At 72.4% G+C, this 26,296-nt stretch carries 27 protein-coding genes and 1 tRNA gene; 9 read left to right on the top strand and 19 right to left on the bottom strand.

Annotated features, from left to right (window positions below; all coding sequences use genetic code 11):
* Nucleotides 1-107: 107 nt before the first annotated feature.
* Nucleotides 108-575, top strand: coding sequence for a hypothetical protein (locus tag VFJ94_RS07315; protein ID WP_325003542.1), 468 nt, complete (start codon nucleotides 108-110; stop codon nucleotides 573-575).
* A 500-nt stretch (nucleotides 576-1,075) separates the two neighbouring features.
* Here the strand turns inward: VFJ94_RS07315 and VFJ94_RS07310 are convergent, their stop codons facing one another.
* The 3 genes from VFJ94_RS07310 to VFJ94_RS07300 form a co-directional block, all read right to left on the bottom strand.
* Nucleotides 1,076-1,468 (bottom strand): DUF86 domain-containing protein, encoded by a 393-nt coding sequence (locus tag VFJ94_RS07310; RefSeq protein ID WP_325003541.1) that lies wholly within the window; start codon nucleotides 1,466-1,468, stop codon nucleotides 1,076-1,078.
* Complete coding sequence (locus VFJ94_RS07305) at nucleotides 1,465-1,794, bottom strand: nucleotidyltransferase family protein (RefSeq protein ID WP_325003540.1); 330 nt, start codon at nucleotides 1,792-1,794, stop codon at nucleotides 1,465-1,467. Before VFJ94_RS07305 ends, VFJ94_RS07310 begins: the two co-directional genes overlap by 4 nt.
* A gap of 329 nt (nucleotides 1,795-2,123) precedes the next feature.
* Nucleotides 2,124-3,089: an NAD(P)-dependent alcohol dehydrogenase gene (locus tag VFJ94_RS07300; protein ID WP_325003539.1), complete on the bottom strand. Its 966-nt coding sequence runs from the start codon at nucleotides 3,087-3,089 to the stop codon at nucleotides 2,124-2,126.
* Between the two features lie 667 nt (nucleotides 3,090-3,756).
* Here VFJ94_RS07300 and VFJ94_RS07295 point away from each other — a divergent pair.
* On the top strand, nucleotides 3,757-4,389 hold the full coding sequence (locus VFJ94_RS07295) for a maleylpyruvate isomerase family mycothiol-dependent enzyme (protein ID WP_325003538.1): 633 nt from the start codon (nucleotides 3,757-3,759) through the stop codon (nucleotides 4,387-4,389).
* 76 nt (nucleotides 4,390-4,465) lie between these two features.
* On the opposite strand, the gene VFJ94_RS07290 is transcribed toward VFJ94_RS07295, so the two are convergent.
* Both VFJ94_RS07290 and VFJ94_RS07285 read right to left on the bottom strand, forming a co-directional pair.
* Nucleotides 4,466-4,807, bottom strand: a complete 342-nt coding sequence (locus tag VFJ94_RS07290; protein WP_325003537.1) for an MmcQ/YjbR family DNA-binding protein — start codon at nucleotides 4,805-4,807, stop codon at nucleotides 4,466-4,468.
* Nucleotides 4,808-4,855: 48 nt separating this feature from the next.
* On the bottom strand, nucleotides 4,856-6,226 hold the full coding sequence (locus tag VFJ94_RS07285) for an NAD(P)/FAD-dependent oxidoreductase (RefSeq protein WP_325003536.1): 1,371 nt from the start codon (nucleotides 6,224-6,226) through the stop codon (nucleotides 4,856-4,858).
* Nucleotides 6,227-6,364: 138 nt separating this feature from the next.
* Here VFJ94_RS07285 and VFJ94_RS07280 point away from each other — a divergent pair, with 138 nt between their 5' ends.
* Nucleotides 6,365-6,745: an antibiotic biosynthesis monooxygenase gene (locus VFJ94_RS07280; RefSeq protein WP_325003535.1), complete on the top strand. Its 381-nt coding sequence runs from the start codon at nucleotides 6,365-6,367 to the stop codon at nucleotides 6,743-6,745.
* Here VFJ94_RS07280 and VFJ94_RS07275 read toward each other — a convergent pair.
* Nucleotides 6,711-7,037, bottom strand: a complete 327-nt coding sequence (locus tag VFJ94_RS07275) for a DF family (seleno)protein (RefSeq protein ID WP_325003534.1) — start codon at nucleotides 7,035-7,037, stop codon at nucleotides 6,711-6,713. The genes VFJ94_RS07280 and VFJ94_RS07275 overlap by 35 nt on opposite strands.
* A 105-nt stretch (nucleotides 7,038-7,142) precedes the next feature.
* On the opposite strand from VFJ94_RS07275, the gene VFJ94_RS07270 reads away from it, so the two are divergent.
* Both VFJ94_RS07270 and VFJ94_RS07265 read left to right on the top strand, forming a co-directional pair.
* Nucleotides 7,143-7,213: transfer RNA gene (locus VFJ94_RS07270), tRNA-Gly, on the top strand.
* A 179-nt stretch (nucleotides 7,214-7,392) separates the two neighbouring features.
* Nucleotides 7,393-9,255: an acyl-CoA dehydrogenase gene (locus VFJ94_RS07265; RefSeq protein ID WP_325003533.1), complete on the top strand. Its 1,863-nt coding sequence runs from the start codon at nucleotides 7,393-7,395 to the stop codon at nucleotides 9,253-9,255.
* A gap of 87 nt (nucleotides 9,256-9,342) precedes the next feature.
* Here the strand turns inward: VFJ94_RS07265 and VFJ94_RS07260 are convergent, their stop codons facing one another.
* The 5 genes from VFJ94_RS07260 to VFJ94_RS07240 form a co-directional block, all read right to left on the bottom strand.
* On the bottom strand, nucleotides 9,343-9,645 hold the full coding sequence (locus VFJ94_RS07260; protein WP_325003532.1) for a hypothetical protein: 303 nt from the start codon (nucleotides 9,643-9,645) through the stop codon (nucleotides 9,343-9,345).
* A 105-nt stretch (nucleotides 9,646-9,750) separates the two neighbouring features.
* Nucleotides 9,751-10,005: a DUF6458 family protein gene (locus VFJ94_RS07255; protein ID WP_325003531.1), complete on the bottom strand. Its 255-nt coding sequence runs from the start codon at nucleotides 10,003-10,005 to the stop codon at nucleotides 9,751-9,753.
* Nucleotides 10,006-10,328: 323 nt separating this feature from the next.
* Complete coding sequence (locus tag VFJ94_RS07250) at nucleotides 10,329-11,135, bottom strand: nitrilase-related carbon-nitrogen hydrolase (RefSeq protein WP_325003530.1); 807 nt, start codon at nucleotides 11,133-11,135, stop codon at nucleotides 10,329-10,331.
* Nucleotides 11,132-11,344 carry a DUF6767 domain-containing protein gene (locus tag VFJ94_RS07245; protein ID WP_325003529.1) on the bottom strand — a complete coding sequence of 71 codons (213 nt, stop codon included), beginning with the start codon at nucleotides 11,342-11,344 and terminating at the stop codon, nucleotides 11,132-11,134. Before VFJ94_RS07245 ends, VFJ94_RS07250 begins: the two co-directional genes overlap by 4 nt.
* An 89-nt stretch (nucleotides 11,345-11,433) precedes the next feature.
* The gene (locus VFJ94_RS07240; RefSeq protein ID WP_325003528.1) at nucleotides 11,434-13,458 is read right to left on the bottom strand and encodes a cytochrome c oxidase assembly protein; all 2,025 of its coding nucleotides are present in this window, start codon (nucleotides 13,456-13,458) and stop codon (nucleotides 11,434-11,436) included.
* Nucleotides 13,459-13,484: 26 nt separating this feature from the next.
* On the opposite strand from VFJ94_RS07240, the gene VFJ94_RS07235 reads away from it, so the two are divergent.
* A complete protein-coding gene (locus VFJ94_RS07235; RefSeq protein ID WP_325003527.1) occupies nucleotides 13,485-14,351 on the top strand; it encodes a maleylpyruvate isomerase family mycothiol-dependent enzyme in 867 nt (288 codons plus the stop codon).
* Nucleotides 14,352-14,372: 21 nt separating this feature from the next.
* On the opposite strand, the gene VFJ94_RS07230 is transcribed toward VFJ94_RS07235, so the two are convergent.
* Nucleotides 14,373-15,092, bottom strand: coding sequence for a GAF and ANTAR domain-containing protein (locus VFJ94_RS07230; protein WP_325003526.1), 720 nt, complete (start codon nucleotides 15,090-15,092; stop codon nucleotides 14,373-14,375).
* 155 nt (nucleotides 15,093-15,247) lie between these two features.
* On the opposite strand from VFJ94_RS07230, the gene VFJ94_RS07225 reads away from it, so the two are divergent.
* Nucleotides 15,248-15,769, top strand: a complete 522-nt coding sequence (locus VFJ94_RS07225) for a MarR family winged helix-turn-helix transcriptional regulator (protein ID WP_325003525.1) — start codon at nucleotides 15,248-15,250, stop codon at nucleotides 15,767-15,769.
* Nucleotides 15,766-17,469: an MDR family MFS transporter gene (locus VFJ94_RS07220; RefSeq protein ID WP_325003524.1), complete on the top strand. Its 1,704-nt coding sequence runs from the start codon at nucleotides 15,766-15,768 to the stop codon at nucleotides 17,467-17,469. Before VFJ94_RS07225 ends, VFJ94_RS07220 begins: the two co-directional genes overlap by 4 nt.
* A gap of 30 nt (nucleotides 17,470-17,499) precedes the next feature.
* Here the strand turns inward: VFJ94_RS07220 and VFJ94_RS07215 are convergent, their stop codons facing one another.
* From VFJ94_RS07215 to VFJ94_RS07185, 7 genes are all read right to left on the bottom strand, one after another.
* Nucleotides 17,500-18,699 carry an MFS transporter gene (locus VFJ94_RS07215; protein ID WP_325003523.1) on the bottom strand — a complete coding sequence of 400 codons (1,200 nt, stop codon included), beginning with the start codon at nucleotides 18,697-18,699 and terminating at the stop codon, nucleotides 17,500-17,502.
* A 196-nt stretch (nucleotides 18,700-18,895) separates the two neighbouring features.
* A complete protein-coding gene (locus tag VFJ94_RS07210; protein ID WP_325003522.1) occupies nucleotides 18,896-19,633 on the bottom strand; it encodes an enoyl-CoA hydratase-related protein in 738 nt (245 codons plus the stop codon).
* A gap of 52 nt (nucleotides 19,634-19,685) precedes the next feature.
* Nucleotides 19,686-20,759 carry an acyl-CoA dehydrogenase family protein gene (locus VFJ94_RS07205; RefSeq protein WP_325003521.1) on the bottom strand — a complete coding sequence of 358 codons (1,074 nt, stop codon included), beginning with the start codon at nucleotides 20,757-20,759 and terminating at the stop codon, nucleotides 19,686-19,688.
* Nucleotides 20,759-21,880: an acyl-CoA dehydrogenase family protein gene (locus tag VFJ94_RS07200; RefSeq protein ID WP_325003520.1), complete on the bottom strand. Its 1,122-nt coding sequence runs from the start codon at nucleotides 21,878-21,880 to the stop codon at nucleotides 20,759-20,761. Before VFJ94_RS07200 ends, VFJ94_RS07205 begins: the two co-directional genes overlap by 1 nt.
* A gap of 83 nt (nucleotides 21,881-21,963) precedes the next feature.
* Entirely contained in the window at nucleotides 21,964-23,229 is a 1,266-nt protein-coding gene (locus tag VFJ94_RS07195) for an Nramp family divalent metal transporter (protein WP_325003519.1), read from the bottom strand.
* A gap of 63 nt (nucleotides 23,230-23,292) precedes the next feature.
* On the bottom strand, nucleotides 23,293-24,756 hold the full coding sequence (locus VFJ94_RS07190) for a hypothetical protein (RefSeq protein WP_325003518.1): 1,464 nt from the start codon (nucleotides 24,754-24,756) through the stop codon (nucleotides 23,293-23,295).
* A 99-nt stretch (nucleotides 24,757-24,855) separates the two neighbouring features.
* Entirely contained in the window at nucleotides 24,856-25,467 is a 612-nt protein-coding gene (locus VFJ94_RS07185; RefSeq protein ID WP_325003517.1) for a TetR/AcrR family transcriptional regulator, read from the bottom strand.
* 76 nt (nucleotides 25,468-25,543) lie between these two features.
* On the opposite strand from VFJ94_RS07185, the gene VFJ94_RS07180 reads away from it, so the two are divergent.
* The coding region (locus tag VFJ94_RS07180) for an MFS transporter (protein ID WP_325003516.1) at nucleotides 25,544-26,296 on the top strand (753 nt) is incomplete at its 3' end.

Genomic DNA, 26,296 nt, shown 5'->3' with positions numbered 1-26,296 from the left:
TCCGGCGCGAAGAAGCGCGGGGCCCCGCGATTGGGACCCCGCGCTCCGCGCTGGCGCGCCTACGCGCACCCCACCGCACCCCGCGCTTGCTATGCCAGAGTCATGCCATGCCAGCCGAACAGCCTCGCTCGGTCTACACGCTCGAGCCCGGCACCCCGCGGCACGCCCTCGAAGTGACCATTCGAGGAGCCCTGACGGCCCTTCGTGCTGACCTGGAGTACCTGGCCCTGCTCATCGGGCCTGACGATCTGTGGACGGATGACGTCGAGGCTGCGCTCACGGCAATGGACCTCCCCGAGGTGTGGCGTAACTACGTTCGCGGCTCACATGGCGGGATCGCCGACGACCTGGACCCACGTGACCCGGTTCAGTTCGAGGTGGGTCTCCTCCTGGCTCCCTTCGCTAAGCACGCGATGAGCATCACCCGCCAGAGCGCCGGCGAATGTGCCTCGTACGACGGCGGCAGCCATACGCGCTTCGCCCTCACCCCGGACCAGCACAGCGCCACGGTCCGCTACATGACGGCCAGGGACGTCGACCCGAGCTGTCTCGTGCCGGCGCCCGCGGGGTCCTAGCCTGGAAGCCGCCCGCTCGAACCGACACGGGTCTTGTGGGCCGCCGACGCCACTCAAACGGACGGCCACCCGGTCGTGGGGCTGAGAATCAGGCGCTGGCGACGAGGGAGGCCCCAGCTGACGTGCGCCGGGCCGGCTCCCAAGGAGGACCACTGCCCACAACGAGCGCGCCGGCCATATACGACCCGCGCGGCGAGGTCGCCGAACCGCCTTCTGCGGGGCGCCACCCAGCCCAGTCCAGTCCAGGTCAATGCGCAGACCCGCGTGCCCAATCCGTGCCCAACGCTCAGGCCGCATCACGTCGCGAGCGGTCAGGACCGGATGGCTTCGCAAGCGCGCGAGGACCCAGCAGATGCCCACCAAGGCACTTCCCAAGCTGGATACGCGGGTTCGATTCCCGTCGCTCGCTCCACCGCAAAGCCGCAGGTCAGAACCCGTTTCCGGCCTGCGGCTTCTTGCACGCGAAGGCCCTCGTGGAGTGCCGTGCGATCCAGGTGCGTTTACTCGGCAGCATCAGCCTGCTCCTGACCGTAGTTCTGGCGCTCTCGGACCAGTTCATCCAGCCGCTCGACTTCCGCGATCAGCCGGGCGACGGCCTCGTCCAGTGGCGCCAAGTCCGTCTTGATGGTGTCCTCGACAATCTGCACCTCGGTCGCGAAGTAGTGATGGACCAGGTTATCTCGCGACCGCGCAATCGTGCGCCACGGAATGGCAGGCTCTCGTGCCGTGAGTTCTTCACTGAGACCCTTCACGGCCTCGCCGATTTCAAGTAGTCGCATCCGCACCGCGTCGAACACCACAGCCTCGCTGAGAGTCCCTTGCGCGACGTGGGACCGGATGGCCGCAATTGCGTCGGCGATGTCATAGAGCCGGTCGAGGTCCGAACGGCTCATAGGGCAACCAAGTCTCGTTCCACGCGCGGACGGATGCGCGGCTTGAGGCTTCCGCGGGTGCCGAGGTCGACCTCAACGCCCAGAACCTCTTCCAACTCGGCCTGAATGCCGGCCAGCTCGAAGAGGCTCGTCCCACGGGGGAACTCGACGAGCAGGTCGAGATCGCTGCCGGGGCGGTCGTCTCCGCGTGCGACGCTTCCGAAGATATGGGCGTCGGTCACACCGTGGCGGCGCAGCACCTCGCGCAACTCCTCACGGTGAGCTGCGACGAGTCGGCCTGTGGGGCCACTGAGTGGCGCACGAGCCGGCACGGCAGTCTCGGTCATAGCCCCATGGTATCGGCGTTGCGTCGCAGCACGGCTAGGCCGGAGTCGGGCACTACACCAGCAAAGTGCAGTAGCGGGAACCCGTTGGCCACCCGTCCCGGGTGCACGGTGCGTGCACTCACCGTGCACTCAAGGCGGGTCACGAGCGGGCAGCTGTGGGCAGATCCGGGCGCCATGGTGAAGCCCCCTCGTGTACGGCCGCCGCCAGCGGCAGGATTCCCAAACTGGATACGCGGGTTCGATTCCCGTCGCTCGCTACACACGAAGGCGCAGGCCTGAGATGGGAGCGGACGGTGCCGGCCGCCCCGGTGGGGGCTTGCGATGGAAAGTCAGACGGTAAGGACGATCCGCCCCGACGATGCCCCGGACTCAAGGGCCGCGACGGCATCGACCGCCTCTACGAGCGGGTAGGTCCGGCCCATCAGGGGGCGGACCTTGCCCTCGGCGATGAGGTCCTTCATCTGTTGCAGGGTCTCGGCGTCTTCCTTCGCCACGAACGCGCGGAGCGACTGACGGACGAACGGGGAGAGAAGCATCGCGGCGAGCTGCCGCTGGGTACCTCCGATCCACCGGCCTCCCTCACCACCGACGATCACCAGCCGGCCGCGCGGTGTCAGTGCCCGGCGCAGTCGCCGAATCGGGGTGCGGCCGAACACGTCGAGGATGACGTCAAAGCGACGGGTCCCGTCGGTGAAGTCCTCGCTCGTGTAGTCGATCACGCTGTCGGCGCCGATCGAGGTGGCGAGCTGCTGGTCGCGCGGGCCACACACCCCGGTGACCTCGGCACCGGACGCCTTGGCGACTTGCACCGCGATGCTGCCCACGGCTCCCGAAGCGCCCACCACAAGGACACGCTCGTCGGGCTGCACCCGGCCGTGCTGCCGCACCGCCTGCAGGGCCGCGAATGCCGCGTACGGCACCACCGCGGCTTCCTCGAAGCTGAGCTCGGCAGGCTTGGGCACGACCTTGCTCTGCGATGTGGCGACGTACTCCGCGTAGGTTCCGCGGGCCGCGCCGTACACCTCGTCCCCCGGGGCGAAGCGGCTCACCTGTGAGCCAACCGCCTCCACCCGGCCGGCGAAGCTGACACCGGGCACCCTCACCTTGGGGGCCCGCAGCCCTGTCCCCAACCGCATCAGGTACGGGCGTCCGGTCATGAGGTGCAAGGCGCCACGGTCGACCCCGGCCGCCACCACCTGCACCAGCACGTCCTCGTCGCCAAACCCCGGTCGAGCGACGTCAGCAAATGTGAGCGCCGAAGCGCCGCCGTAGTGGTCCTGCACGATGGCCTTCATCTCGAGAGTCCTTTCACACGGGCAGCTCCGCTGTCGACTGTGACCCCCTGGCCGGCCGCGAGGCCAGGGTCTTTGGTCCCCCGGTCGAGGGTTGGGGCCTTGTCGTCGGGTCGAGCAATCTCACGAACCGGGCGACTATGCGGAGTCGGCTGGGCCGCTCCGCGACGGGGACGAGGGAGGTGACGGGGGCGACGATGGGATCGATCCCTGCCGCCCGGTCGTTCGTGAAGCGGCCTCGACGAGACCGGCCATCAAGCCGATGGCGGATCGGTCGCTGAGGGCGCCGTCCAGCAGCAGGTCCCGGTACGACGCCGTCGCCTGCTCGTTTGCCCGCCGCACGTCCAGTGGCACCGCCACCGCGTCACGAACGACCATGCTGAGCATTGGCTCCGCCTCACGGTAGTAGGCATAGATGTCCCGGAGCGCGATGCGCAGACGGTCCATGGGATCGGTATGCCGCACCCAGGAGCTCGGATCCGGTCGGTGGTGCAGGGATGCGTCCTCGTACCGACCCTCGTCGGCTGACGCGGCCGGCTGTCACACCGCCGTCGGGCCGCACGATGATCGTCGTGTCCCGCAGGAGGTCCGCGAGGCGCTGGGGCGGACGATGCCCGGCCCGGACGCCCCAGAGTAGTCTGCGGGCAGGGGCCGATCGAGGAGGATTGCCATGGCAGCTGACGACCTGTGGCGCACGATCCACGCCGAGCGGGCGGCGCTTGCGACCGACCTCGAGTCACTGACGGAGGATCAGTGGCGCACGCCCTCGTTGTGCGCTCCATGGACGGTCCAGCAGGTCCTCGCCCACATGACTGCCACCGCCACCATGACACCGCCGAAGTTCCTGCTCAAGATGGCAGCGGCAGGCTTCCGGTTCAACGCGATGAGCGAGCGCGAGGTGGCAACGGGCACGACCGGCGGCCCGGCTCAGACGCTCGCCGACTTCCGGGCCCACCGCGACGACACCACTGCGCCCCCTGGACCGGTCGACACCTGGCTCGGTGAGACGATCGTCCATGCGGAGGACATCCGCCGTCCGCTGGGCATTCGGCACGACTACCCGGTCGAGGCGCTCGCGCGAATCGCCAACTTCTACAAGGGCTCCAACCTGCTCATCGGTGGCAAGCGCCGCATCGACGGCCTGCACCTGACAGCCACTGACACCGCCTGGTCGACCGGAGCCGGCCCCGACGTCAGGGGCCCCCTGCTGGCCCTCGTCCTCGCCATGACCGGCCGGAAGGCCGGCCTGGCCGAGCTGAGCGGAGAAGGCGTGGCGACGTTGGCAGCCCGGATGAAGTCCTGACGGAGACCCACTTCCTGACGGAGACGTTCGCCGACGCGACCCGACCGGACCCATGCCGGTCACGGCGGCGACCGGCTCACGACGGGCGGCGCGACTTCGGCAGCTTGGCGACGACCATGGCGTAGGAGTCGTCGACCGCCTCGAGGATGCGCTCGTCCGGTATGCCGCCGCCGACGTCGAGGGTGTTCCACCCGGAGCGCCCGATGTAGGCCATGACCCGCGCATCGTCGGGATACTGCAGGAGCCACTCGTCGGCCTCGAGGCGAGTCGCCCCGCACTTGAGGCCGATTGACGTGCCACTGCCGAGGAAGGCGAAGATCTTGTCGGCGACCTTGGCCACCACGTCGCCCTCCCAGGGCTCGTCCTGCCACGCACCGGGCTTTGCCAGGCAGTAGGCCAGCAGCTCTTCCGCGTTCACCCGCCCATGCTCCCCTCCCTGGCCGTCCGGCGTCACCGCATCACCGCATCACCGATGCCGCCCACCACCGGTCCCGGCCTCGGCGGGCGACCGGCGCGCCTCGGCGGGCGACCGGCGGGCCTCGGTGAGCACCGTGACCATGAGCCGAGGCCGGAACAGCGATGACGGCGGCTCCTGCAGGTTCTGCACCGCGCTCAGCGCCCGGGTGACGGGCAGCGACACGTGGGTGGCGTGGATGACCTTCGTGACGTAGCGGTTGAGCAGGTCGGTGCCGCGCGGCTTGGGCCCGGTGGTGCGCGGGTGCAGGAAGTCCAGGCCGACCGCGATGCTCCACGGGGTGTCGATGATCCGCGCGGCCCGGCGGTGGAAGCGGCGGGGCAGCTCGGGCGAGTCGAGGCCGAGCCTCGCAACCGCCGCCGCGAGCACCTCGACCTGCAGCGCGGCGACGGACATGCCCTGGCCGTAGATGGGGTTGAAGCTGCAGGCCGAGTCGCCGACGAAGACGAGACCTGACAGCGGACGGGGCACGCGCTCGTGGTGCCGCCGCTGGCTCGAGGGGAAGCGGTAGCCCACGACCGGCGTCAGCGGCTCGGTCCGCGCGAGGACGTCCGCGAGCACCGGCACCCGCAGCGACCGGGCGAACGCGGCATACCCCTCGTCGTCCGCCGGCGGCGGGTCTGCATGCATGCCGACGAGGGAGAGGATCCAGCGGTCGCCCTCGACGGGCAGGAGCGTCCCACCGCGCCACGACACCGGTGGCGTCGGCGCCACGACGGCCGTGGTGCCGTCCAGGTCGGCCGAGCCCCTCGCCAGCAGCCGCGTGCCATAGGCGCAGTCCACGGTGACGCGCGAGACCGGCGGGCGGTGCTCGGCGGCCGACTCGAGGTCGTGCGCGATGCGCGAGGAGCGCCCCGAGCAGTCGACGACGAGGTCGGCCGGGAGCGTACGGCCGTCGACGGCGACCCCGGTGACCCGACCGCGGTCGACCGTGACCCCGTCGACGCGCACACCGTCGCGCAGCTCGACGCGCGCCAGGCCCCGCACCCGCCGCCGCAGCGTCGTCTCGAGCAGCGGGCGGGTCAGGCTCACCGCGTCGGCACCCCAGTCGCCCCGCACCCGGAAGCCGCCCGCCTGGTACCAGCTCGCCCCGGTCCCGTCGACCCGGACCGCTCCGAGCCCGGTCAGCTCGTCCCGCAGGCCCGGGAACCAGGTCGCCATCCGCTCCTCGCCGGACGAGAGCAGCACGTGCCCGTGCCGGCCCTGCGGCACGTGCGCCCGCGGCTCGGGCACGTCCCGCAGCCGCTCGCGCTCGAGCAGCAGCACGGAGTCGGCGTGGTCGGCCAGCGCGCGGGCCGCGAGCAGCCCCGCCATGCCGGCACCGACGACGATGGCCCGAGTGGGCCGGGTGACCGCGCTCATCTCGCCTCCACGCCCGCGCTCGGTCAGCACCACTGCATTGCTGTCTACACCACAGAGGCCATCCGCCGACACCGAAGCGCCAGACCGAGCCCGGACGACGCGGGCCCGGAGCCGCCACGGCTCTGCCAGTCTGGCGCCATGGCGAGCCATCTCTTTGCCGACACCCCGCCGCCGCCCTACGTCGCGGTGATCTTCACCTCCACGCGCACGGAGGGGGACCACGGGTATGCCGCGATGGCCGCCGCCATGGAGGACCTCGCCCGGCGGCAGCCCGGCTACCTCGGCATCGAGTCGGCGCGGGACGAGATCGGGATCACCGTCTCCTACTGGACCGACGAGCACGCCGCCCGCGCATGGAAGGACGTGGCCGCCCACCTCGTGGCGCAACGCCGGGGTCGCGAACGCTGGTATGCCGACTACCGCGTCCGCGTCGGGACCGTCGAGCGCGAGTACAGCCTCGCGTCATCCCTGATGGGTCGGGACCTCAGCCGGGAGCCGGAGCCCGACCAGCCGACGTGATGGCCTCGACGAGCTCCTCGACTGTCGGCGCTCCGGCGAGCCTGCCGTTGCTGCGATAGAGGCGACAGGACAGGCCCACCGGCGCGTCGGGCTGCGCGAAGGGGTCCCAGCCGTCGACGAGCACGGTCGGCGAGCCGCGGAACCGGCGCTCCTGCGCCTCCTCGGGCGTCGACACGAGGACATGCTCGACGCGCGTCTCCCGCGCGCCGACTTGATCGAGGGCCTGCCGGAGCCGCTCGTCGGCCACCAGCCAGTTCGGGCACCCCTCGAAGTAGAGCAGCTCGACCTTCATGCCCCCAGCATGCGCCCTCCCGCGACCTCCGGGCCGCGCCTGCGTCACCCGGTCGCCGCGCCGGCTGGCCTCGCTGTCCGGGATGTGGCAGCATGTCGCCGGTTCGCGGGCGTAGTTCAGCAGCAGAACACCTCCTTTCCAAGGAGGAGACGTGAGTGCAATTCTTGCCGCCCGCTCTCGTCCGAAGGGCCCGGCCACCTGCCGGGCCCTTCGTCGTGCCCGCCCGCATGCCGCGCCGCGGGTTCACGGCATACGGCGTGGTGCTTGCCCGCATTACCAGCCGGTAGCATCATTAAGTGACTCGTGGGTAACCAATGGGGCGACCACGTCCGCACACCAGCCGGAGGTCTTGACGATGGGCCACTACAAGAGCAACGTCCGAGACATCGAGTTCAACCTCTTCGAGGTCCTCGGCCGCCAGGAGGTGCTGGGCACGGGCCTCTTCGCCAACGTCGACGTCTCCGCCGCCAAGGACATCCTGCGCGAGGTCTCCCGGCTCGCCGAGCACGAGCTCGCCGACAGCCTGCTCGACTCCGACCGCAACCCACCGGTCTTCGACCCGGCGACCTCGTCCGTGACGATGCCGGACTCGTTCCGCAAGTCGTTCCGGGCCTACGTCGACGGCGACTGGGGCACCCTGGACGTGCCGGCGGAGCTCGGCGGCGTGGTCGTCCCCCCGTCGCTGCGCTGGTCGGTGGCCGAGCTCGTCTGCGGGGCCAACCCCGCCGTCCACATGTTCTCGGCGAGCTACTCCTTCGCCAGCCTGCTCTACCACCTCGGCACGCCCGACCAGCGGAAGCTCGCCAAGCACATCGTCGACCACGCGTGGCACACCACGATGGTGCTCACCGAGCCCGACGCCGGCTCCGACGTCGGCGCCGGTCGCACCCGCGCCGTCCAGCAGCCCGACGGCACGTGGCACCTCACCGGCGTCAAGCGCTTCATCACCTCGGCCGAGTCCGACCTCGTGGACAACGTCGTCCACTTCGTCCTCGCGCGACCCGAGGGCGCCGCCCCTGGCACCAAGGGCCTGTCGCTCTTCATCGTCCCGAAGTTCCACGTCGACCTCGAGACGGGCGCCCTCGGCGAGCGCAACGGCGCCTACGTCACCAATGTCGAGCACAAGATGGGCCTGAAGGCGAGCCCCACCTGCGAGGTGACGTTCGGCGATGGGGAGCCGGCGGTCGGCACCCTCCTCGGCGACGTCCACGACGGCATCGCGCAGATGTTCAAGATCATCGAGCACGCGCGGATGTTCGTCGGCACGAAGGCCATCGCGACGCTTTCGACCGGCTACCTCAACGCCCTCGAGTTCGCCAAGGAGCGCGTGCAGGGCGCCGACCTCACGCAGATGGCCGACAAGCGGGCCCCGCGGGTGACGATCGTGCACCACCCGGACGTGCGCCGCTCGCTCATGCTGCAGAAGTCGTATGCCGAGGGGCTGCGGGCGCTCGTGCTCTACACGGCGGCGCAGCAGGACCTCGTGGCGCAGGCCCAGGGCGGCGACCCCTCGGCCCCCATCGAGCGCGGCTCCGAGGCGGACCTGGCCCGCCGGGTCAGCGACCTGCTCCTGCCGCTGGTCAAGGGCCTGGGCTCCGAGCGGGCGTGGGTGCTGCTCGGCACGGAGTCGTTGCAGACCCTGGGCGGCTCCGGCTTCCTGCAGGACTACCCGATCGAGCAGTACGTCCGCGACGCCAAGATCGACACGCTCTACGAGGGCACGACCGCCATCCAGGGGCTCGACTTCTTCTTCCGCAAGATCGTCCGCGACAAGGGCACCGCCCTGCGCCACGTGGCGAGCCAGGTGCAGGACTTCGTCACGGACCTCGGTGGCCCGCTCCAGGCGGAGCGCCGGCTCCTCGGCCGGGGTCTCGACGACGTCCAGGGCATGCTGCTCGCCATGGTCGACGAGCTGCGCAAGTCGGAGCCGCGGCTGGGCGGCGAGGTGCGCAACCTCTACAAGATCGGCCAGCACACGACCCGCCTCCTCCTCGCCGCCGGCGACCTCGTCGTGGGGTGGCTCCTGCTTCGCCAGGCGGAGGTCGCCCAGCGCGGCCTGGACGCCGGGGCCGGCGGCAGCGACGCGGACTTCTACCGGGGCAAGGTGGCGGCGGCCTCCTTCTACGCCAAGAACGTCCTGCCGCGCCTCGCCGCCGAGCGGGCGATCGTCGAGGCCGCCGACAACGCCCTCATGGACGTGCCGGAGGCGGCCTTCTGACTCGACGAGTCCTGTGGCGACGTCCGTCGCCACAGGACTCGTCGGCGACGTCCGGCCCCCTGACAACCGGAGGTCGCCGTATGCCGCTCAGCGCCAGTCGCGCAGCGCCTCGGCGGCGTCGAGCCGCAGGGCCCGCAGGAAGGGCAGCGCCCCGCCCACGGCGACGACGACGGCGGACACCCCGAGCGAGCCGCCGAAGACGGCCCAGTCGACGCCCCACACCCCGGACACCGCCGCCGGAAGTAGGCCCGCCGGCAACAGGCGCCGCAGCACGTTGACGGCGACCAGCGAGACGACGACGGACGCCGCGCAGGCCAGCCAGCTCACGAGGAGGCTCTCGAGCAAGAGCGAGGCGGATCGGATCAGCTGGCGGATCAACTGGCGGATCAACTGGCGGCCGTGGCTGCCAGGACGACACCGAATGCGAGTTGATCCGCCAGTTGATCGCGCCGCGCCGGGGTCAGACGGCCGCCGGGGTCAGACGCCGCGCCGGGGTCAGACGGTGTCGTCCGGCGCATCATCCCGGCGCTCGACGACGTCGGGTCCGCCGCGCCGCTCGACGACGGTCGTGTGCTGGGTGCGGGTGCGCTGGGCGTTCTGGATCAGCCCGAGGACGATGGCCAGCACCCCCCCGAGCATGAGGATGATGCCGACGGTGTTGAGGTTGGTGCCGAACAGGCTGGAGTCGATGCCGGTGAAGTAGAAGATCGCACCGACGACCAGCAGCGTGATGCCGAGTCCGATACCCATGGCGTCTCCTTGTCCGTGGCGCGTGTGCCGCCTTGTCGTGGCGCCTGCCGGTGCCGCTTCTCTTGGCGCGGATGCGCTCCACAGCAGTCAACCACCGGACCCAGTGATCTCACACCCAACGCAGGTCGAGCGTCAGGAACGTGTCGCCGTCCGTCGAGGCCGACACGTCGAGCATCGTCGGGTCGTCCCAGCGGTCGTCGCACGTGCGTCACCCCTCCCAGACAACTGGGAGCCGCGGTATCGCCATTGCGATACGCAGCCTCCCAGTTGTCTGTGAAGAGGGGGACCCGGATGGGGGAGCGCGGCGCCGCGCCGAGGCCGGGTCACCGCAGCCGCCGATCCGACAGCACCGGGAAGGCCGCACGCAGGCGTGCCACCTCGGAGACGTCCACCTCGATGCTGAGGACCTCCTCGCCAGGGCCAGCGGCGCCGAGCACGCGCCCGTCGGGGGCGACGACCTGCGAGCGGCCGCCCATCTCGTGCCGGGCGTGCGTGCCGGCCGTGTTGCACTGGACGACCACGCACTGGTCCTCGACGGCACGGGCCTGCCCGAGCAGCGTCCAGTGCGACACCCGCGCGGCCGGCCAGGCCGCCGGCACGACGAACATCTCGGCGCCGTCGTCGACCAGCCCGCGGTAGAGCTCCGGGAACCGCAGGTCATAGCAGGTGGACAGGCCCACCCGGACCGGGTCGCCTCCCGCGACCGGCACGTCCACCACGACGAGCTCGGAGCCCGCCTCCATCAGCCGCGGCTCGCCTTCGCCGAAGCCGAACCGGTGGACCTTGCGATACGTCGCGACGAGCTCGCCCCCGGCGGAGAAGACCAGGGACGTGTTCCACCGCCCGGGACCGCCCGGCTCGACCGGGTCCGCGCGCTCGACGATGGAGCCGCCGTGGAGCGTCACGCCCGCGGCACGGGCCGCCTCCGCGAGCGCCTGCGCCACCGGGCCGTCGACGGTCTCGGCGCGCTCCTCCCACTGCCGGTAGGCGAACCCGCCGGGGGCCCACAGCTCCGGCAGGACGACGAGGTCGTGGCCGGCCTGCCGGCGCACGAGCTCGCTGACCCGGGCCACCCGCTCCCCCACGGGCTCGTCGTCACCATAGGCGAGCTGGACGACGGCGACCCTCACGCGGGGACGCCCCATGCGGGTGGGCCCGCGGGCACGTGGCGGGTGGCCGCCGGGCGCCGCCGAGCCGCGAGCTGCTCACGCAGCTCCGGATCGGACTGGACAAGGTAGACGAGCCCGCAGTCGTGCGGTCCGGTCGCTCCCGGGACACACAGGGTGCACGGGTCCCCCACCCGGATCGGGCATCGAGGCTCGGGACGGCTCCGGGACATGGTCACTCCTTCTCCTCCTGCTGCGCGATCATATCGTTGAAAGATGCACCAGTTGGCCGCAGGAGGGCCGCGGGAGGCGAGCCACGCCGTCAGCGACCGTCGCGCTCGGCCAGCTGCGCGAGCCGGGCGTTGTATGCCGCCAGGTCGGCATCGCCGTCCCGGTCCGCCGCCCGGTCCCGGCGGATGCTCTCCACCCGGTCGGAGCGGGCCCACTGCACGGAGACGACGAGCGCGAGCACCAGGGTCGGCAGCTCTCCGAGACCCCAGGCCACGGAGCCGGCCGTGCGCTGGTCCGCGAGCGGATCCGGCACCCAGGGCAGCCCGATCGCGCCGAAGAAGTCGGGGGCGAGCAGCGTGCTGCTGCTGATCATGGCCACGCCGAAGAAGGCGTGGAACGAGATCGTCGCGAAGAGCACGATGAGGCGCAGGGCCGGGCTCCACCGCGCCGGCCCGGGGTCGAGCCCGACGAGCACCCAGGCGAACAGGTAGCCCGCCACGAGGAAGTGGGCCGTCATGAGCAGGTGTCCGGGGTGCGTCGTGAGGGCCAGCCCGAACAGGCCGGTCCAGTAGAAGACGACGAGGCTGAGGAAGAAGAACCCCGCCGCGAACACCGGGTTGCCGACGACCTTGAGGTATCGCGAGTGCACGAGGCCGAGGACGAGCTCGCGCGGGCCGAGGGTGCCGTCCCGCCGCGCCGGCAGCGCCCGGAGCGCGAGGGTGACGGGAGCACCGAGCACGAGGAAGAGCGGAACCACCATGCCCTCGACCATGTGCAGGGTCATGTGCCACGAGAAGGCCACCCGGCCATACGTGCCGAGCACCCCGTTGGTGGCCCAGGCGAAGACCAGCCACCCGGCCACCCAGCTCACCGAGCGCAGCGCCGGCCAGGAGTCGCCACGCCGGCGCAGCCCGAGCGCCCCGGCGAGGTAGAGAGCGACCGCGAGCACCGCGACCGCAAGCAGGAGCCAGTCCACCCGCCACGTCGTGAGCCAGGACCCGGCCGTCGGCGCCGGCGGAGCGGGGAAGCCGGTGAGGGCCAGCGCCCGGCTGGGGTCGGCGGCCGTCTCGACGACGGTCTCGGGCACGGGTGGCGCGCTGCGCGTCAGCGCCGTCGCCACCCCCAGAGCGAGCCCCATGAGGAGCAGCTCGCCCACGGCGAGCCGCAGGAAGGGCCGCGCGGAGCCGGGCGCGTCGAGCTGGCGCAGCGTGCTCCGGCGGTGCCGCCACCCGGCCGTCCCGAGCAGGACGAACACCAGCACCTTGACGACGACGAGCAGCCCATAGGGGGTCGCGAGGCCGGCTGGACCCCCGAGGCGCGTGGAGGCGGCGAGCACGCCGGACAGCCCGAGCGCCACGAAGCACCAGAGGGCCAGCGTCGAGTAGCGGCGGGCGACCACCCCGAGGGCGGGGCCGAGCCGCGGGCGCAGCAGCACGAGGGCGGCGAGGCCACCGACCCACGCCGACGCGCCGAGCAGGTGCACGGCCAGGGCGTCGACGGCGCTCTCGTGGTTGGCGGAGCCGGCCCCATGGCCAGCCAGGCCGAGGACGAGGATGCCGAGGGCCGCCAGGGCTGCGAGCAGCACCGCCATGGCGCGGGAGCGGGCCAGCGTCGCGGCCGAGGCGACGACGGCCCCCGCGGCGGCGCTGAGCAGCCCCACCCGGAGGGTCTCGACAGACCAGAGCGACCCCGTGAGGGCGGTCCCGAAGTCCTCGTGGGTGAGCGGCATACCGGCGGCGGCGGCGAACTGGAGGACGACGCCCACCGCCCCCGCGATCGCCCAGACGAACCCTCCCAGCGCGGCGATCTCGAGCGCGGCGCCGCGCCGGGGCTCCTCCGTGGCGCGGCTGGCATCGCGGCTGGCACCCGGGACCATCATCGCGGCGAGCAGCAGCGAGCCCAGCGCCACCGACGCGGCGAGGTCGTGCACGACCCGCACGAGCGGCAGGGACCAGCGCACGAACGCTCCGGCGTCGGCGAGCCCGTCCGGCGGCGGGGAGACCGCTCCGGTGAACCGGGCACCGAGGAGGGAGGCGAGCAGGCCCACGGCGAGCACGGCGGGGACGACGAGCCAGGTGCGCCGCGACGGTCGGACGGCTCGGGAGGGGCTTGCCATGTCTTAAGGGTAAGTAGTGTGACGGCATGCCGATCCATCCGCCGCCCCCGGACGACCTCCATGGCCTGCTCGACGCCTTCGAGCACGGCGTGCAGGCCGTCGTCGACCTCGGCAACGCCTGCCACGAGGGCGACTTCGACACCCCCACCGAGTGCCCCGGCTGGACCGTCAAGGACCAGATCGCGCACGTCGTCGGTGCCGAGAAGGCCTTGAGCGGTATGCCGTCGCCCCTCGCCGAGCCGCCCCTGCACGCCCACCCGTGGGAGGCGCTCGGTCGGCTCAACGCGCAGGACGTCGAGGCGCGGCGCGCGGTGCCCGGCGCCCAGGTGGTCGCCGAGCTCGCGTCCTACCTGCCCGACCGCATGGAGGAGCTTCGCGGCTCGGGCGCCACCCTCGACACGGTCGTCGGCGGCTTCTTCGGCCCGGAGACGACTTTCGGCGCCCAGCTGCGGCGGCGCATCATCGACGTCTGGTGCCACGAGCAGGACATCCGGGCCGCCCTCGACCGGCCGGGCAACCTCGACACCGCAGGGGCGCGCCTGTTCACCGCCGCCATCCTCGACGAGCTTCCCCGGCTGGTCGCCCGGGCGGCCCACGTGCCGCCCGGTGCGACGGTCGTGCTCGACGTGACCGGCCCGGTGCTCGCCCGCGGCGGGGCACGGGTCACCACCGGGGCCGACGGACGGCCCTTCGGCGAGGTGCTCTTCAGTGGCCATGGCCATGCCAGCGGCGAGGGCGAGGAGCCCTCGGACGTGACGACGATCCACCTCACGACGGAGGCGCTCACCCGCCGCGCGGCCGGCCGCCGGTCGACGGAAAAGATCCGCTACACCGTGAGCGGCGACGACGAGGTCGCCCGCCGCGTGCTCGACGCGCTCGTCGTGACCGGCTGACGCCGCTCCCCGGCGCCGGAGTCAGGGCCCGCGGAACTGCCCCTGCTGCCCCTCGACCACCTGGGCAGCGACCTGGGCCAGCTTCATGTTGAGGTCCTGCGACGTGCGCTTGAGGATGTCGAAGGCCTCCTCCGCCGGCACCTTGTGCGCCGCCATGAGCAGCCCGACGGCCTTGCCGATCTCCCGGTTGCTCTCCAGGCCGGCGCGCAGCGTGTCCGCCTCGGCGCGCGCGGCGGCGGCCATGAGGCTCACCGAGGCGAACGCCGCGAGGACGGCGCCGGCGTTGGCCGCCTCCTCGTCCAGCGCGCCCGGGGTGTCCGAGAACACGTTGAGCGCCCCGACCTTCCTGCCCTCGAGGAGGAGCCGGTAGCCGGCCGACGAGCGCACGGGGGTCTCCGCGAGGACCCGCCGGGTGAAGGCGGGCCAGGGGCTCGTCCCGTCCCGCAGGTCCGCGATGTGCTGGACCGCCTCGTCCGCGATGGCGTCGAGGCAGGGGCCCTCACCGGTCTCGAGCTCGATCATGTCGATGTGCTGCGCGACCTCGTCGGTGCTCGCCGTGGACCGGAACCGGTCCCCCACGAGCATGAGGATCGAGGCCCGGTCGCACCCCTCGACGAACCGCGGGGCGGCCTCGACCAGGGCCTGGTGCACGGAGGCGGTGTCGGCGCCGGAGTAGATGAGCTGGGACAGCCCCGAGAAGGCCTCTTTGATGGCGCTGTCTGCAGGGACCTCGTGCGGCATGGTCACTTCCTGGGGCTCCGGTGGGGTCGGGTGCGAGCGGGTCGGCGGTCCTCGGCCCACCCGACCACCATCCTCCCACGCGGGCCGGCTTGACCAGCCCCCTCCCGCGGAGGATGCTTGCGTGCTACAACCAAGTACGACGGGGGGGAGCCTCCGTGAGCGTGTCCCGCGAGTCGGCCAACGAGCTGTTCCTCAGCCTCATCCGGGTCCAGAAGCTGCTTCTCGCCGCCCGCCACCACGCGCCGCGCGTGCACGCGGGGGTGGACACGGCGGCATACCCGGTCCTCTTCGTCGTGGCTGGGGGACCGGCGCGGGTCTCCGACATCGCCAGCACCATCCACAGCGACGTGTCGACCGTCAGCAGGCACGTCTCGGGGCTCGTCCGGCACGGGCTGCTGGCCAAGGCAGCCGACCCGAGCGACGGCCGCGCCCAGGTCGTCTCGCTCACCGCGGAGGGCATCGAGGTCGTCCGCGAGATCCAGCACAGGCGAGCCGGGTGGTTCCAGCAGCTCCTCGAGGGCTGGGAGGGCGCCGACTGCGACGAGCTGTCCGAGCGCCTCCACGCCCTCTCGGACGTGCTCGACACCTCCCTGCGCACCCGGGGCGCCACCCCTCCACCACCTCCCACCGATCTCACCCTCACCGATTCCGTCCCCAGCCAGGAGCACCGAGCATGACCACCACCGCCGCCGGCGACGCGCCGCGATCGGACTCGCCGTCGCAACCGCTCTCCCACCAGCAGATCCTCACCATCCTGCTCGGCCTGATGATGGGGATGTTCCTCGCGGCCCTCGACCAGACCATCGTCGCCAGCGCCATGCGCGTCATCGCCGACGACCTCAAGGACCTCGCCGGGCAGGCGTGGGTCACGACGGCATACCTGATCACCTCGACGATCGCGACGCCGCTCTACGGCAAGCTCTCGGACATCTACGGGCGGAAGAAGTTCTTCGTCTTCGCCATCACGGTCTTCACGATCGGCTCGATGCTGTGCACGCTCGCCTGGTCGATCCCGTCCCTCGCCGCCTTCCGCGCGGTCCAGGGCATCGGCGCCGGTGGCCTCTTCTCGCTCGCCCTCGCCATCATCGGCGACATCGTGCCGCCGCGGGAGCGCGCGAAGTACCAGGGCTACTTCCTCGCCGTCTTCGGCACCTCGAGCGTGCTCGGCCCCGTCATCGGCGGCTTCTTCGCCGGGCAGGAGTCGCTCCTCGGCGTGACCGGCTGGCGCTGGGTCTTCCTCGTCAACGTCCCGATCGCCGTGGCGGCCCTCTTCGTCGTCGGCCGCACCCTGCACCTCACGCACGTGCGTCTCGACCACCGCATCGACTACTGGGGCGCGATCAGCCTCTCCGTCGCGCTCGTGCCGCTGCTCATCGTGGCCGAGCAGGGTCGCGAGTGGGGCTGGGGCTCGGCGACGTCGACCGCCTGCTACGTCATCGGCGCGGCCGGTCTCGTCGCGTTCTTCCTCGTCGAGCGGGCCATGGGCGAGGAGGCGCTCATCCCGCTGCGCCTCTTCACCAACCGCACCGTGGCGTCGGCGTCGGTCGCGTCCATCTTCATCGGCATGGGCATGTTCGGCGGCCTGGCGGCGCTGCCCCTCTACCTCCAGATCGTCAAGGGCGCCTCGGCCACCCAGGCGGGCCTCATGCTGCTGCCGATGACGCTCGGCATCATGTCGGGCTCGATCGTCTCCGGTCAGCTGATCTCCCGGACCGGCCGCTACCGCATGTTCCCCATCGCCGGTGCCGGCCTGCTCGTGGTGGCGCTCTTCGGCTTCCACTACGTCGACGCGGACACCGCCTTGTGGAAGACGATGATCGGGATGTTCTTCTTCGGCATCGGGCTGGGCTTCAACTTCCAGCCGCTCACCCTCGCCGTGCAGAACGCCGTCGACCGCCGCGACATGGGAGTCGCCACCTCGTCCGCGACGTTCACCCGTCAGATCGGTGGCACGCTCGGCACGGCCGTGTTCCTCTCGATCCTCTTCGCCCGGGCCGGCACCCGCATCGGGGACGCCTTCTCGCAGGCCCGGCAGTCGCCCGAGTTCCTCGCCGCCCTGCGCAACCCCACCGGTGGCGACCCCACGGTCAACGCCGCCTTCGTCAAGGGCATCCAGTCCGCCGGGCAGAACGGCGGCGGCGGGCTCGGAGCCTCGGCGCTGCAGGACAGCTCGTTCATCAACCGGCTCGACCCGCGGCTGGCCCGGCCGTTCCTCGTCGGCTTCTCGGACGCGATGGCGTCGGTGTTCCTCGTCGCCTCAGCGGTGCTCGTGCTCGCCTTCGTGGCGTCGCTCTTCCTGCCGCACGTCGACCTCGGCCCGCGGCCCGGCGCCCGGCCTGCCGAGGGCGAGAGCGAGGCGCTCCCCGCGGCGACGTGAGCGGCGTGGCTGGCCCGGCCTGACCGCAGCTCAGCGCAGGCGGTGCAGGTCCCGGCGGGTGAGGAAGGCCCGGGTCCCGAGGGCCATGACGAAGGCCAAGGTGCCCGCCACGATGGCGACGGCATACCCCTCCCGCGCGCCCACCCGGTCGATGACCATGCCGGAGACCGCGGACCCGGCCGCGATGCCGATGATGAGGCCCGTGAGCACGATCGTCATGCCCTCGTTGAGCTGCGCCTTGGGCACGAGGCGCTCGATGAGGTTCATCGTCGTGATGAGCGTCGGCGCGGTCGCGATCCCGGCGACGAGCATCAGCAGTGCGAGGAAGCGCAGGTTGCCGGCGAGCAGGACCGGCGCCTCCAGCACGGCCATGCCCAGGGTGCCGGCGACGAGGAGCTTGACGAGGCTGCGGCCGTGCGAGAAGTGCCCGAAGACGAGCCCCGACAGCGCCGAGCCGACCGCGTAGAGGGCCAGGATCGGGCCGGCAGCGTTCTTGTGCCCACCGGCCTCGGCGACGGCGAGGGTGACGACCTCGTTGACGCCGAAGATCACCCCGGTCATCGTCATGATGAACGCGAGCGGGATCAGCCCCGGGTTGTGGTGCGCATGGCCGGCCGGGCGCTCGTGGTGCGGCACGACGGGCGGCTCCGTGGAGCGCGCCGAGATGAAGACGGCGACGCCGATGCCATAGCACGCCGCGGCGAAGACGAAGCCCGCCTCGGGGAAGAGCGACGTCGAGAGCCACACGGCGAGCACCGGCCCGATGACGAAGGTGACCTCCTCCATGACCTGCTCGAACGACATCGCCGTGTGCAGGCTGCGCGGGTCGTCCTCGAAGATGTGCGACCACCGCGCGCGGGCCATGGTGCCGAGGCTGGGGATCGCCCCCACGAGGGGGTAGGTGACGAAGAACATCCACGACGGCCAGCCGCGCAGCGACACGAGGATCGTCATGGTGGCCCAGAAGCCGGACCACAGGAAGAAGGGGATGGCGATCCGGCGCTGGCCGTAGCGGTCCACCAGCCGGCCGAGGAAGGGCGCGAAGATCGCGAGGGCCGTCATGCCGACGGCCATGACCGCGCCCGCGAGCTCGTAGGACCCGCGCCGGGCCGCGATCATCGCCACCGTCGCGACGCCGAACATCGCCCCGGCCGAGCGCGCGATCATGCTGCCGGTGATGAAGACCCGGGCCCCTGGGACGGCGAAGAGCGGTCGGTACGTCGCCAGCACGGATCGATCCTCCTGGGGGCGGGAAGCGGGACCTCTCATCCTTGCACTGGAGGAGGGCGCCAGCCCGCTCCGGGCTCGCTCGGGCTCCGCGGACTCCGTTCGGGCCGCGCCCGGGCCGCACGGGCCGCACTCGGTACCCCCTACGTCACTGTTGCAGAAAGTGGAGCAGTGACGTGGGGGAGCAGTGACGTAGGGGTCAGGCGCCGTGCTTGCGGCGCAGCGACCACATCTGCGGCGAGCGCTCGAGCTCCACCGCCACGTCCCAGGGCAGGCCGCCCGGCGCGGTCTCCCGGCGGAAGGAGGCCACGACCCGACGCGCCAGGTCGGGGTCCCGGGCGACCCGGGCGGCGAGGGCGAGCGCCTGCGCCTCCACCTCCAGGTCGTCGTATGCCGCCCAGGCAAGCCCCAGGGCGGCCGCGCGGACCCCGTCGACCTCCTCTCCGAACAGGCCCATGGCCGCAGCGGCCTCGCGGCCGGCCACGCGGGCCAGCAGCGTGAAGTGCCCGCCGCCCGGGTGGATCCCGAGCTGGGCGAAGCCGGGCAGCAGCCGGGCCGTGCGGGACACGACCCGCACGTCGGTGGCGAGCGCCAGGTTGAGCCCGGCGCCGACCGCGGCGCCGCGGACGGCCGCGACTGTGGGGATGCCGATGGAGCCGATGGTGGTGAACGCGTCGTAGACCGTCTCGAGGTTGCGGTAGGCCGTGTCCTCGACGGGGTCACGCCCCGTGTCGGCGAGGACGTCGCGGACCGCCCCGGCGCAGAAGTGCGCGCCTCCGGTGACGACCAGGACGCCGACGGCCGGGTCGGCCTCGGACTCCCTCGCGGCAGCCGCGAGCTCACGGGCCATCGGCACCGACAGGGCGTTGCGGCGCTCGGGCGCGTCGAGGGTGACGAGGGCGACCCCGTCGGTGACGGCATACGAGATCTCGGGCATGCGGTGGCTCTCCTTGCGGTCGGGCGTCGGACGTCGGGCGCGGGGCGGGCGGTCAGCGGGTCGAGGCCCGGCCGGTGGTGACGAGCGGCCAGAGGCCGTCCTGGCCGGCGGACTCGGCGAGCCGCGTCAGCGTCTCGTCCCACTCGTGGATGGAGCCGAACTCGCTGCGTCGCACGAGGATCGGCTTGGTCAGCAGGTGCAGCTCGTGCTCGAGCGTCGTGCCGACGGCGCCGAGCACCTGGTGGGCGTTGCGCACGACGAGCGAGGCGGCATGCCCGACGCAGGACTTCGCGACGCCGACCGCGAAGAGCATGCCCGGGTCGCGCCAGTCGGAGGCCGCCGCGCGGGTCACCGCCGTGTCCGTGGCGGCGCGGGCCAGGGACGACTCCGTGGCGATGTCCGCCACGAGCGCCTGCACCGCCTGGAACCGGCCGATCGGCCGGCCGAACTGCTCCCGCGCGTTGGCGTGTGCGAGGACGAGCTCGAGGGTGCGGTCCAGCGCGCCGCACACCTGCGCACACCGTGCGAGGGCGCCCCGCAGGTGGAACTGCCGGCCGACCTCGTCATCGACGTAGGGGGCCGCCTGGAGGTCGTCGAGGTCGAAGTCGAGGGTGTCGCTGGCCTCACCGGCAAGGTTGCGCTCGTGGGTGACGTGGATCCGCTCGGCGGGGACGTCGGCCACCCGCCACCGCTCTCCGTCCTCCCAGAGCGCGACGACCGAGACGGCGTCGCGCCCGTAGGTGACGTTGAGGGCGTGTCCGGCGGGGTCGGGGCGGCATACGGTGCGCATGCGTCCGTCGTTGGGCAGGCCCGCCGACTCGAGCAACCACGCGGCGAGGACGTCGTGCTCCGCCAGCGGCACGGGCGCGGCGGCGGCCGCGGCCGCGCCGAGCAGGGCCGCCGCCTCGGCCCACGTCGCACCGCTGCCGCCGCTCGGCTCCGACGCGCTGAGCCGGGTCAGGCCCAGCCCCTCGAGCCGCTCCCACAGCGCCGGGTCGAAGTCGACGATCTCCGTCGGCGCGGGACGGCTGGCCCGGTAGCCCGCGAAGACGTCCTCGAGCAGCCGCACCAGGTCGGGGTCCGGGGCGGTGCAGCTCGCCAGCCGGTCCGTCGTCTCGCCGTCCATCAGCGCATCCCGAGGCCGCGGGCGATGACGCCACGCAGGATCTCGTTGGTGCCGCCGCGGAGCGTGAACCCCGGGCGCTGGAGGATCGCGGCGTGCAGCAGCCGGTAGAGCTGCTCGTCGGCCACCCAGCCGGTCGCCGTCAGGGTGTCGACATAGTCGGCGATGTCGCCCTCGCCCGTCGTGCCGAGCACCTTGACCACCGCGGCTGCGGTGTCGGCGTCCTCGTGCGACTCCAGCGCCGTCGCGACGGCGAACGACATCTGGTGCAGCGCGGCCACGCGGGCCACGTGCCGACCGAGCCCGGGGTCCTGGGGCAGCGCGCCGTCATGCATGGCCGAGGCGGCGGCGGCGAGCAGCTGGAACGTCGAGAGGAAGCGCTCCGGGCCGCTGCGCTCGAAGCCGAGCTCCGCGGTCACCTGCCGCCACCCGTCGCCCAGACGACCGAGGACGCGGTCGTCGGGGACGAGGACGCCGTCGAGGTGCACCTCGTTGAAGTGGTGGTCACCGCCCATCGAGACGATCGGCCGGATCTGCACTCCCGGCGCGTGCAGGTCGACGATGAACTGGCTGAGCCCCTCGTGCCGATGCTTCGGGTCGAGGGGCGCCGACCGGGCCAGCGCGAAGAACGCGTCCGCCTCGTGGGCGCCCGAGGTCCACACCTTGGTCCCCGTCAGTCGCCAGCCGCCCTCGACCCGCTCCGCCCGGGTGCGCACGCTGGCGAGGTCCGAGCCTGAGTCGGGCTCGCTCATCCCGATCCCGAACACCACCTCGCCCCGGCTGATCGCCGGCAGGAAGGCCTGCTTCTGCTCCTCGGTGCCGTACCGCAGGAGCGCGGGCCCGATCTGCCGCTCCGCCACCCAGTGGGCCGCCACGGGCGCCCCCACGACCAGCAGCTCCTCGGTGACGACGAACCGCTCCAGGTAGGTGCGCCCCTGGCCGCCGTACTCCCGCGGGATGACCATGCCCAGCCAGCCGCGGCGTGCGAGCTCACGGGTGAAGTCACGGTCCCAGCGGGTCAGCCACGTGTCGACGTGCGGGACGAAGACCCCCGCGTCGATCTGCTGGGACAGGAAGTCGCGGACCTCGAGGCGCAGCGCGTGCAGGGCAGGGCCCTCGGCCACGACCGGAGGGAGGAGAGTTCGCGCCACGCGAGGGCCTTCCGACGCTGGATGGGCTCCCCAGCCTGCCATGCCGCCCCGACGGCTCAGGAACCGCCGCCCACGACGAGGAAGGCGCAGAGGCCGACGATGACGGCCGTGATGACCGAGGCGACGGCCGTCGTGCCCCGGTGGTTGGCAAGGACGCCCATGACCCTGCGGTCGTGCGTGAAGATGAGGAGCGGGATGAGCGTGCCCGGCAGGGCGAAGCTGAGCACGGCCTGGCTCCAGACGAGGGCGCGGGTCGGCTCGACGCCCAGGCCGAGGACGACCAGGGCCGGCACGACGGCCAGCATCCGACGCAGCAGGGCGGGGATGGGGCGCTTGCCGAAGCCGGCCATCACGACGTCCCCCGTCTGCACCCCCACGAGCGTCGACGCCAGGCCCGATGCGAGCAGCGCGACGGCGAGCATCGTCGCCCCGATCTGACCCGCGTGGTCGCCCAGGGCGGCATACGCCGTCTCGATGCTCGCGCCCGCCTCCGCCGGCAGCGCGGCGGAGAAGGCCACGAGGCTGATGTTCGCGGCGCCCGCGACGGTCATGGCGAGAACGACGGAGCGCACCGTGTGGCGGCCCGCGCGCAGGCGCGCCTCCTGTGAGGGCTCGACCGTGCCGTCGTCCCGAGCGCGCGAGGCGGCCGAGTGGAAGTGCAGGGCGTGCGGCATGACCGTGGCGCCGACGATGCCGACGGCCAGCAGGGCAGCGGACGAGTCGAGCGGGCCGGGGACGACGGAGCGAAGCAGCTGCACGGAGTCGACCTCGGCGACCAGGACCTGCCAGAGCAGCGAGGCGATGATGACGGCGAGCAGGACGAGGACGACCGACTCGAAGTGGCTGCGCCCATGCACCTTGAGGTAGAGCACGAGGAGGCTGAAGGCCGTCACCGCGACGGCACCCCACATGAGGGGCACCCCGAAGAGCAGGTACAGCGCGATGGCGCCGCCGACGATCTCCGCGAGGTCCGTCACGATGACGACGATCTCGGCCTGGGTCCAGAGCAGGACGCGCCCGAGGCCGGGGAAACGGCGTGCGCTGTGCTCCGCCAGGCTCATGCCGGTGACCATGCCGAGCTTGGCCGCGAGGTACTGGATCACCATGGCCGACGTGCTCGCGAAGACGACGACCCACACGAGGGCGTAGGAATGCTGCGCGCCCGAGGTGATGTTGACGCCGAAGTTGCCGGGGTCGACGTAGGCGATGGCAGCGAGCAGGGCGGGCACGAGCGTGCGTGGCGCGCTGAAGGTGCCCCCGAGGCCGTGCTCCGGCGCCCGGGCGTCGACCAGTCGCGGCTCCTGCGCCACGTGCTCACCCATGGGAGAAGCATCCGGGGTCGGGCCCCGATGCGCCAACCTCAGTACGCAATTGAGACACGCGACTCACCGCGCCGAGGCCCACCCGAGGAGGGCGGCGAGACCGAGGGCGCTGCGGGAGTGGTAGGCCGCCGTCCACAGGCCGCCGTGCGCCGCGGCATACGCCTCGTCCTGCCACGGGTGCGGGTGCACCGGGCTGCCCGTGCGCAGGTCGTGCACGAGGAGCGCGGCCATGAGCGTGTTGGCGGTGCCGGGCTCGAAGACCTCGATCCCGAAGCGGTGGGCCCCGGCGTATGCCGCCGCGAGCGCCCGGTTCTTCAGCACCGAGCGGGTGCGGGTCGGCGGGGCGACGTGGAGCGAGGCGAGGCCCCCACGCGCCCGGTGCTCGGTCGCTCGCCACCGCTGCAGCCGCTTGGCGAGGAGGTAGTTGGGCCCCTGCTGGAGCACCACGCTGTCGTTGATGCCGGGTCCCGCATCCGGGACGTAGTTGCGCCGCAGCAGTCGGCCGCCGCTCAGGGCGCGCAGCGGCACCCGCAGCACCGTGGCCGCGCGGCTGCGACCGTAGCTGGCGACCGAGCGCTCGACGGTCTCCCTGGGCACCGCGAAGACGTCGGTGGGGGTGGCCAGGAAGGCGAGCGCCACCTCGTGGACGCCCCGCTGCGCGACGACGTGCTCGGACACGGCGTCGACGGCCATGGAGACCCGCACGTTGGTCTCGCCGTCGGCGTAGACGTAGTTGCCCATGACGACCGGGCCCTCGAGCTCCTCGAGCCAGCGTGCCGTGGCCGCCGGGGCGTGCACGAGGTCGGCGCCCGCCCGGGCCGCGAGGTCGCCGTCCCCCGGCCTCACGGGCACGGTGAGCGAGCCGGCGAGGGAGCGCGTGTCGGACAGCAGCCGCGACCACAGCTCTCGGCGCGGCAGGTCCACAGCGACGACGTCGGCCCCCCAGCGCAGCAGCGACCGCAGCGGGCCCATCTCGGCTGCTGCCCCGAGGACCACGACGCGCCAGTCCCGCACGTCCAGCCACTCCGGGTGCGCGACGACCGCGCCCACCGCCTCGGCGCACGACGGCTCGACCGTCCCGGCTGCCACCCAGGCGTCGAGCTGCCTCAGCAGGGCGTCACCGGAGAGGCGTGCACCGGCATACGGCAGGCTGAGCGCACGGTCCGGTTGCCCCTGGCCGCGCACCGTCTCCGAGGACAGCACGGGCGCGGCGTCACCGCTGAAGGCGTCGGACAGCGGCAGGTCGACGCCGCCCTCTCCGGCCGGCCGCCAGCGCATCCGCCCGTGCAACGACGCGAGGCCGTCGCGGGCGATGCCCTGCGCGGCGGCGGCCGACGGGAGCCCGGCCTCGACGAGCCGCCGGAAGTGCGGCAGGTAGCCCCGGCGCCAGTTGGGCTCTGCCTGGGCGGCCGCGGCCCCGAGGGGGTCCACGGCCCGCAGGGCGTCCGCGACGACGGCACGGCCGGTCGCCGTCGTGCTGCGCCGGTCGCCGGCGAGGGGGAAGACGACTCCGCTCTGTCCGGTCATGCCCCCATCCTGCGGGATCAGCCGAGCCTGCTCTCGTCTGCGCCGAACCGGCGCTCCGGTCCTCCCTCGCTGGCGCTCGGTCGATCCTCACGCCTTGGCTCAGCCGAGCCTGCTCTCGTCTGCGCCGAGGCCGACGGCGAGCAGCGCGAACGCCGTGTCGATGGAGTCCTCCACCGACCCGGAGGCGCCGTTCTGATGGTGCTCGAGGCTGGCGCGCACGGCCGCCAGCGCCGCGGCGACCGTGAGCCGGACCCGCAGGTCGTCCGCGGCGTCGCCCAGACGGGTGGCCAGCGCCTCCGTGAGGCAGTTCTCGACGCGGATGTTGGAGGCCACGACGGCGGGCGCGAGCGACGGCTCCCCGACGAGGACGCGCCGCCGCTGGAGCCGCAGAGCCGGGTCCACCGTCGCGGGCGAGAGCATCGCGTGCGCGACCCGGCGCAGCGCCTCCAGCGGCGGCTCCTCGGCCGGCCGGCTGCGGAGCAGCTCGGCCGCCTCGGCAAGGTCCTCGGGGCCGGTGCCGAGCACGGCGGCATCCTTCGACGAGAAGTAGTTGAAGAAGGTGCGCGTGCTGACGCCGGCCCGCGCGGCGATCTCCTCGGTCGTGACCGCCGCGAAGCCCTTCTCCTCGACCAGGTCGAGCGCGGCTCGGTGGAGCCCCTCGCGCGTCTCGCGCTTCTTGCGCACCCGCAGTCCGTCGGCACCGAGATCCATGCGCCCGATGGTACGCATCGGTATGCACACCGTGCAAATTTGCACGGTGTGCAACAAAGGCCTTAGGCTCGCGGGCATGCCGACGACCCCCTCCCCGACCCCGACCCGCGCCACGACGCCTCTCGACACGCGCCTCGACCCCCGGGCACGCCGGATCTTCGGCGCCCTCATGCTCGGGATGCTCGTCGCCTCGATCAGCCAGACCATCGTCGGACCCGCGATGCCGCGGATCGTCGCCGAGCTGGGCGGCATGGAGCACTACTCCTGGCTGGCTACGGCGGCGATGCTGGTCAGCGCCATCAGCGTCCCCATCGTCGGCAAGCTCTCCGACATCTACGGGCGGCGCGGCTTCTACCTCGCGGGGACCGCCGTCTTCCTGGTCGGCAGCGTCGTGGCCGGCCTGACGCCCAACTTCTGGGTGCTCGTCCTGGCCCGGGCCATCCAGGGCGCGGGCATGGGCACCCTGATGGCGCTGTCGCAGACCATCATCGGCGACATCGTCCCCCCACGGCAGCGGGGCCGGTACCAAGGCCTGCTCGGGGCGGTCTTCGGCGTCTCATCCATCGCCGGACCTCTCGTCGGCGGCTTCGTCACGGACCACTTCGGCTGGCGCTGGCTGTTCTTCATCACCCTCCCCGTCGGTCTCGCGGCCTTCGTCGGCATCCAGCGCTCCCTCCACCTCGAGCACGTGGACCGCGAGGTGGTCATCGACCGGGCCGGCATCGCGCTGCTCTCGGTCAGCCTCGTCCTGCTGCTCACCGCGACCTCCCTCGGCGGAACGACCTGGGCGTGGGGGTCCGCGCAGATCCTCGGGATGTATGCCGCCGGG

This window comes from Intrasporangium sp., from assembly GCF_035688975.1.
In the GTDB taxonomy this organism is placed as follows: domain Bacteria; phylum Actinomycetota; class Actinomycetes; order Actinomycetales; family Dermatophilaceae; genus CALMNV01.
The sequence above is the reverse complement of the archived record's forward strand: the minus strand, read 5'-3'. Positions and strand labels throughout refer to the sequence as shown.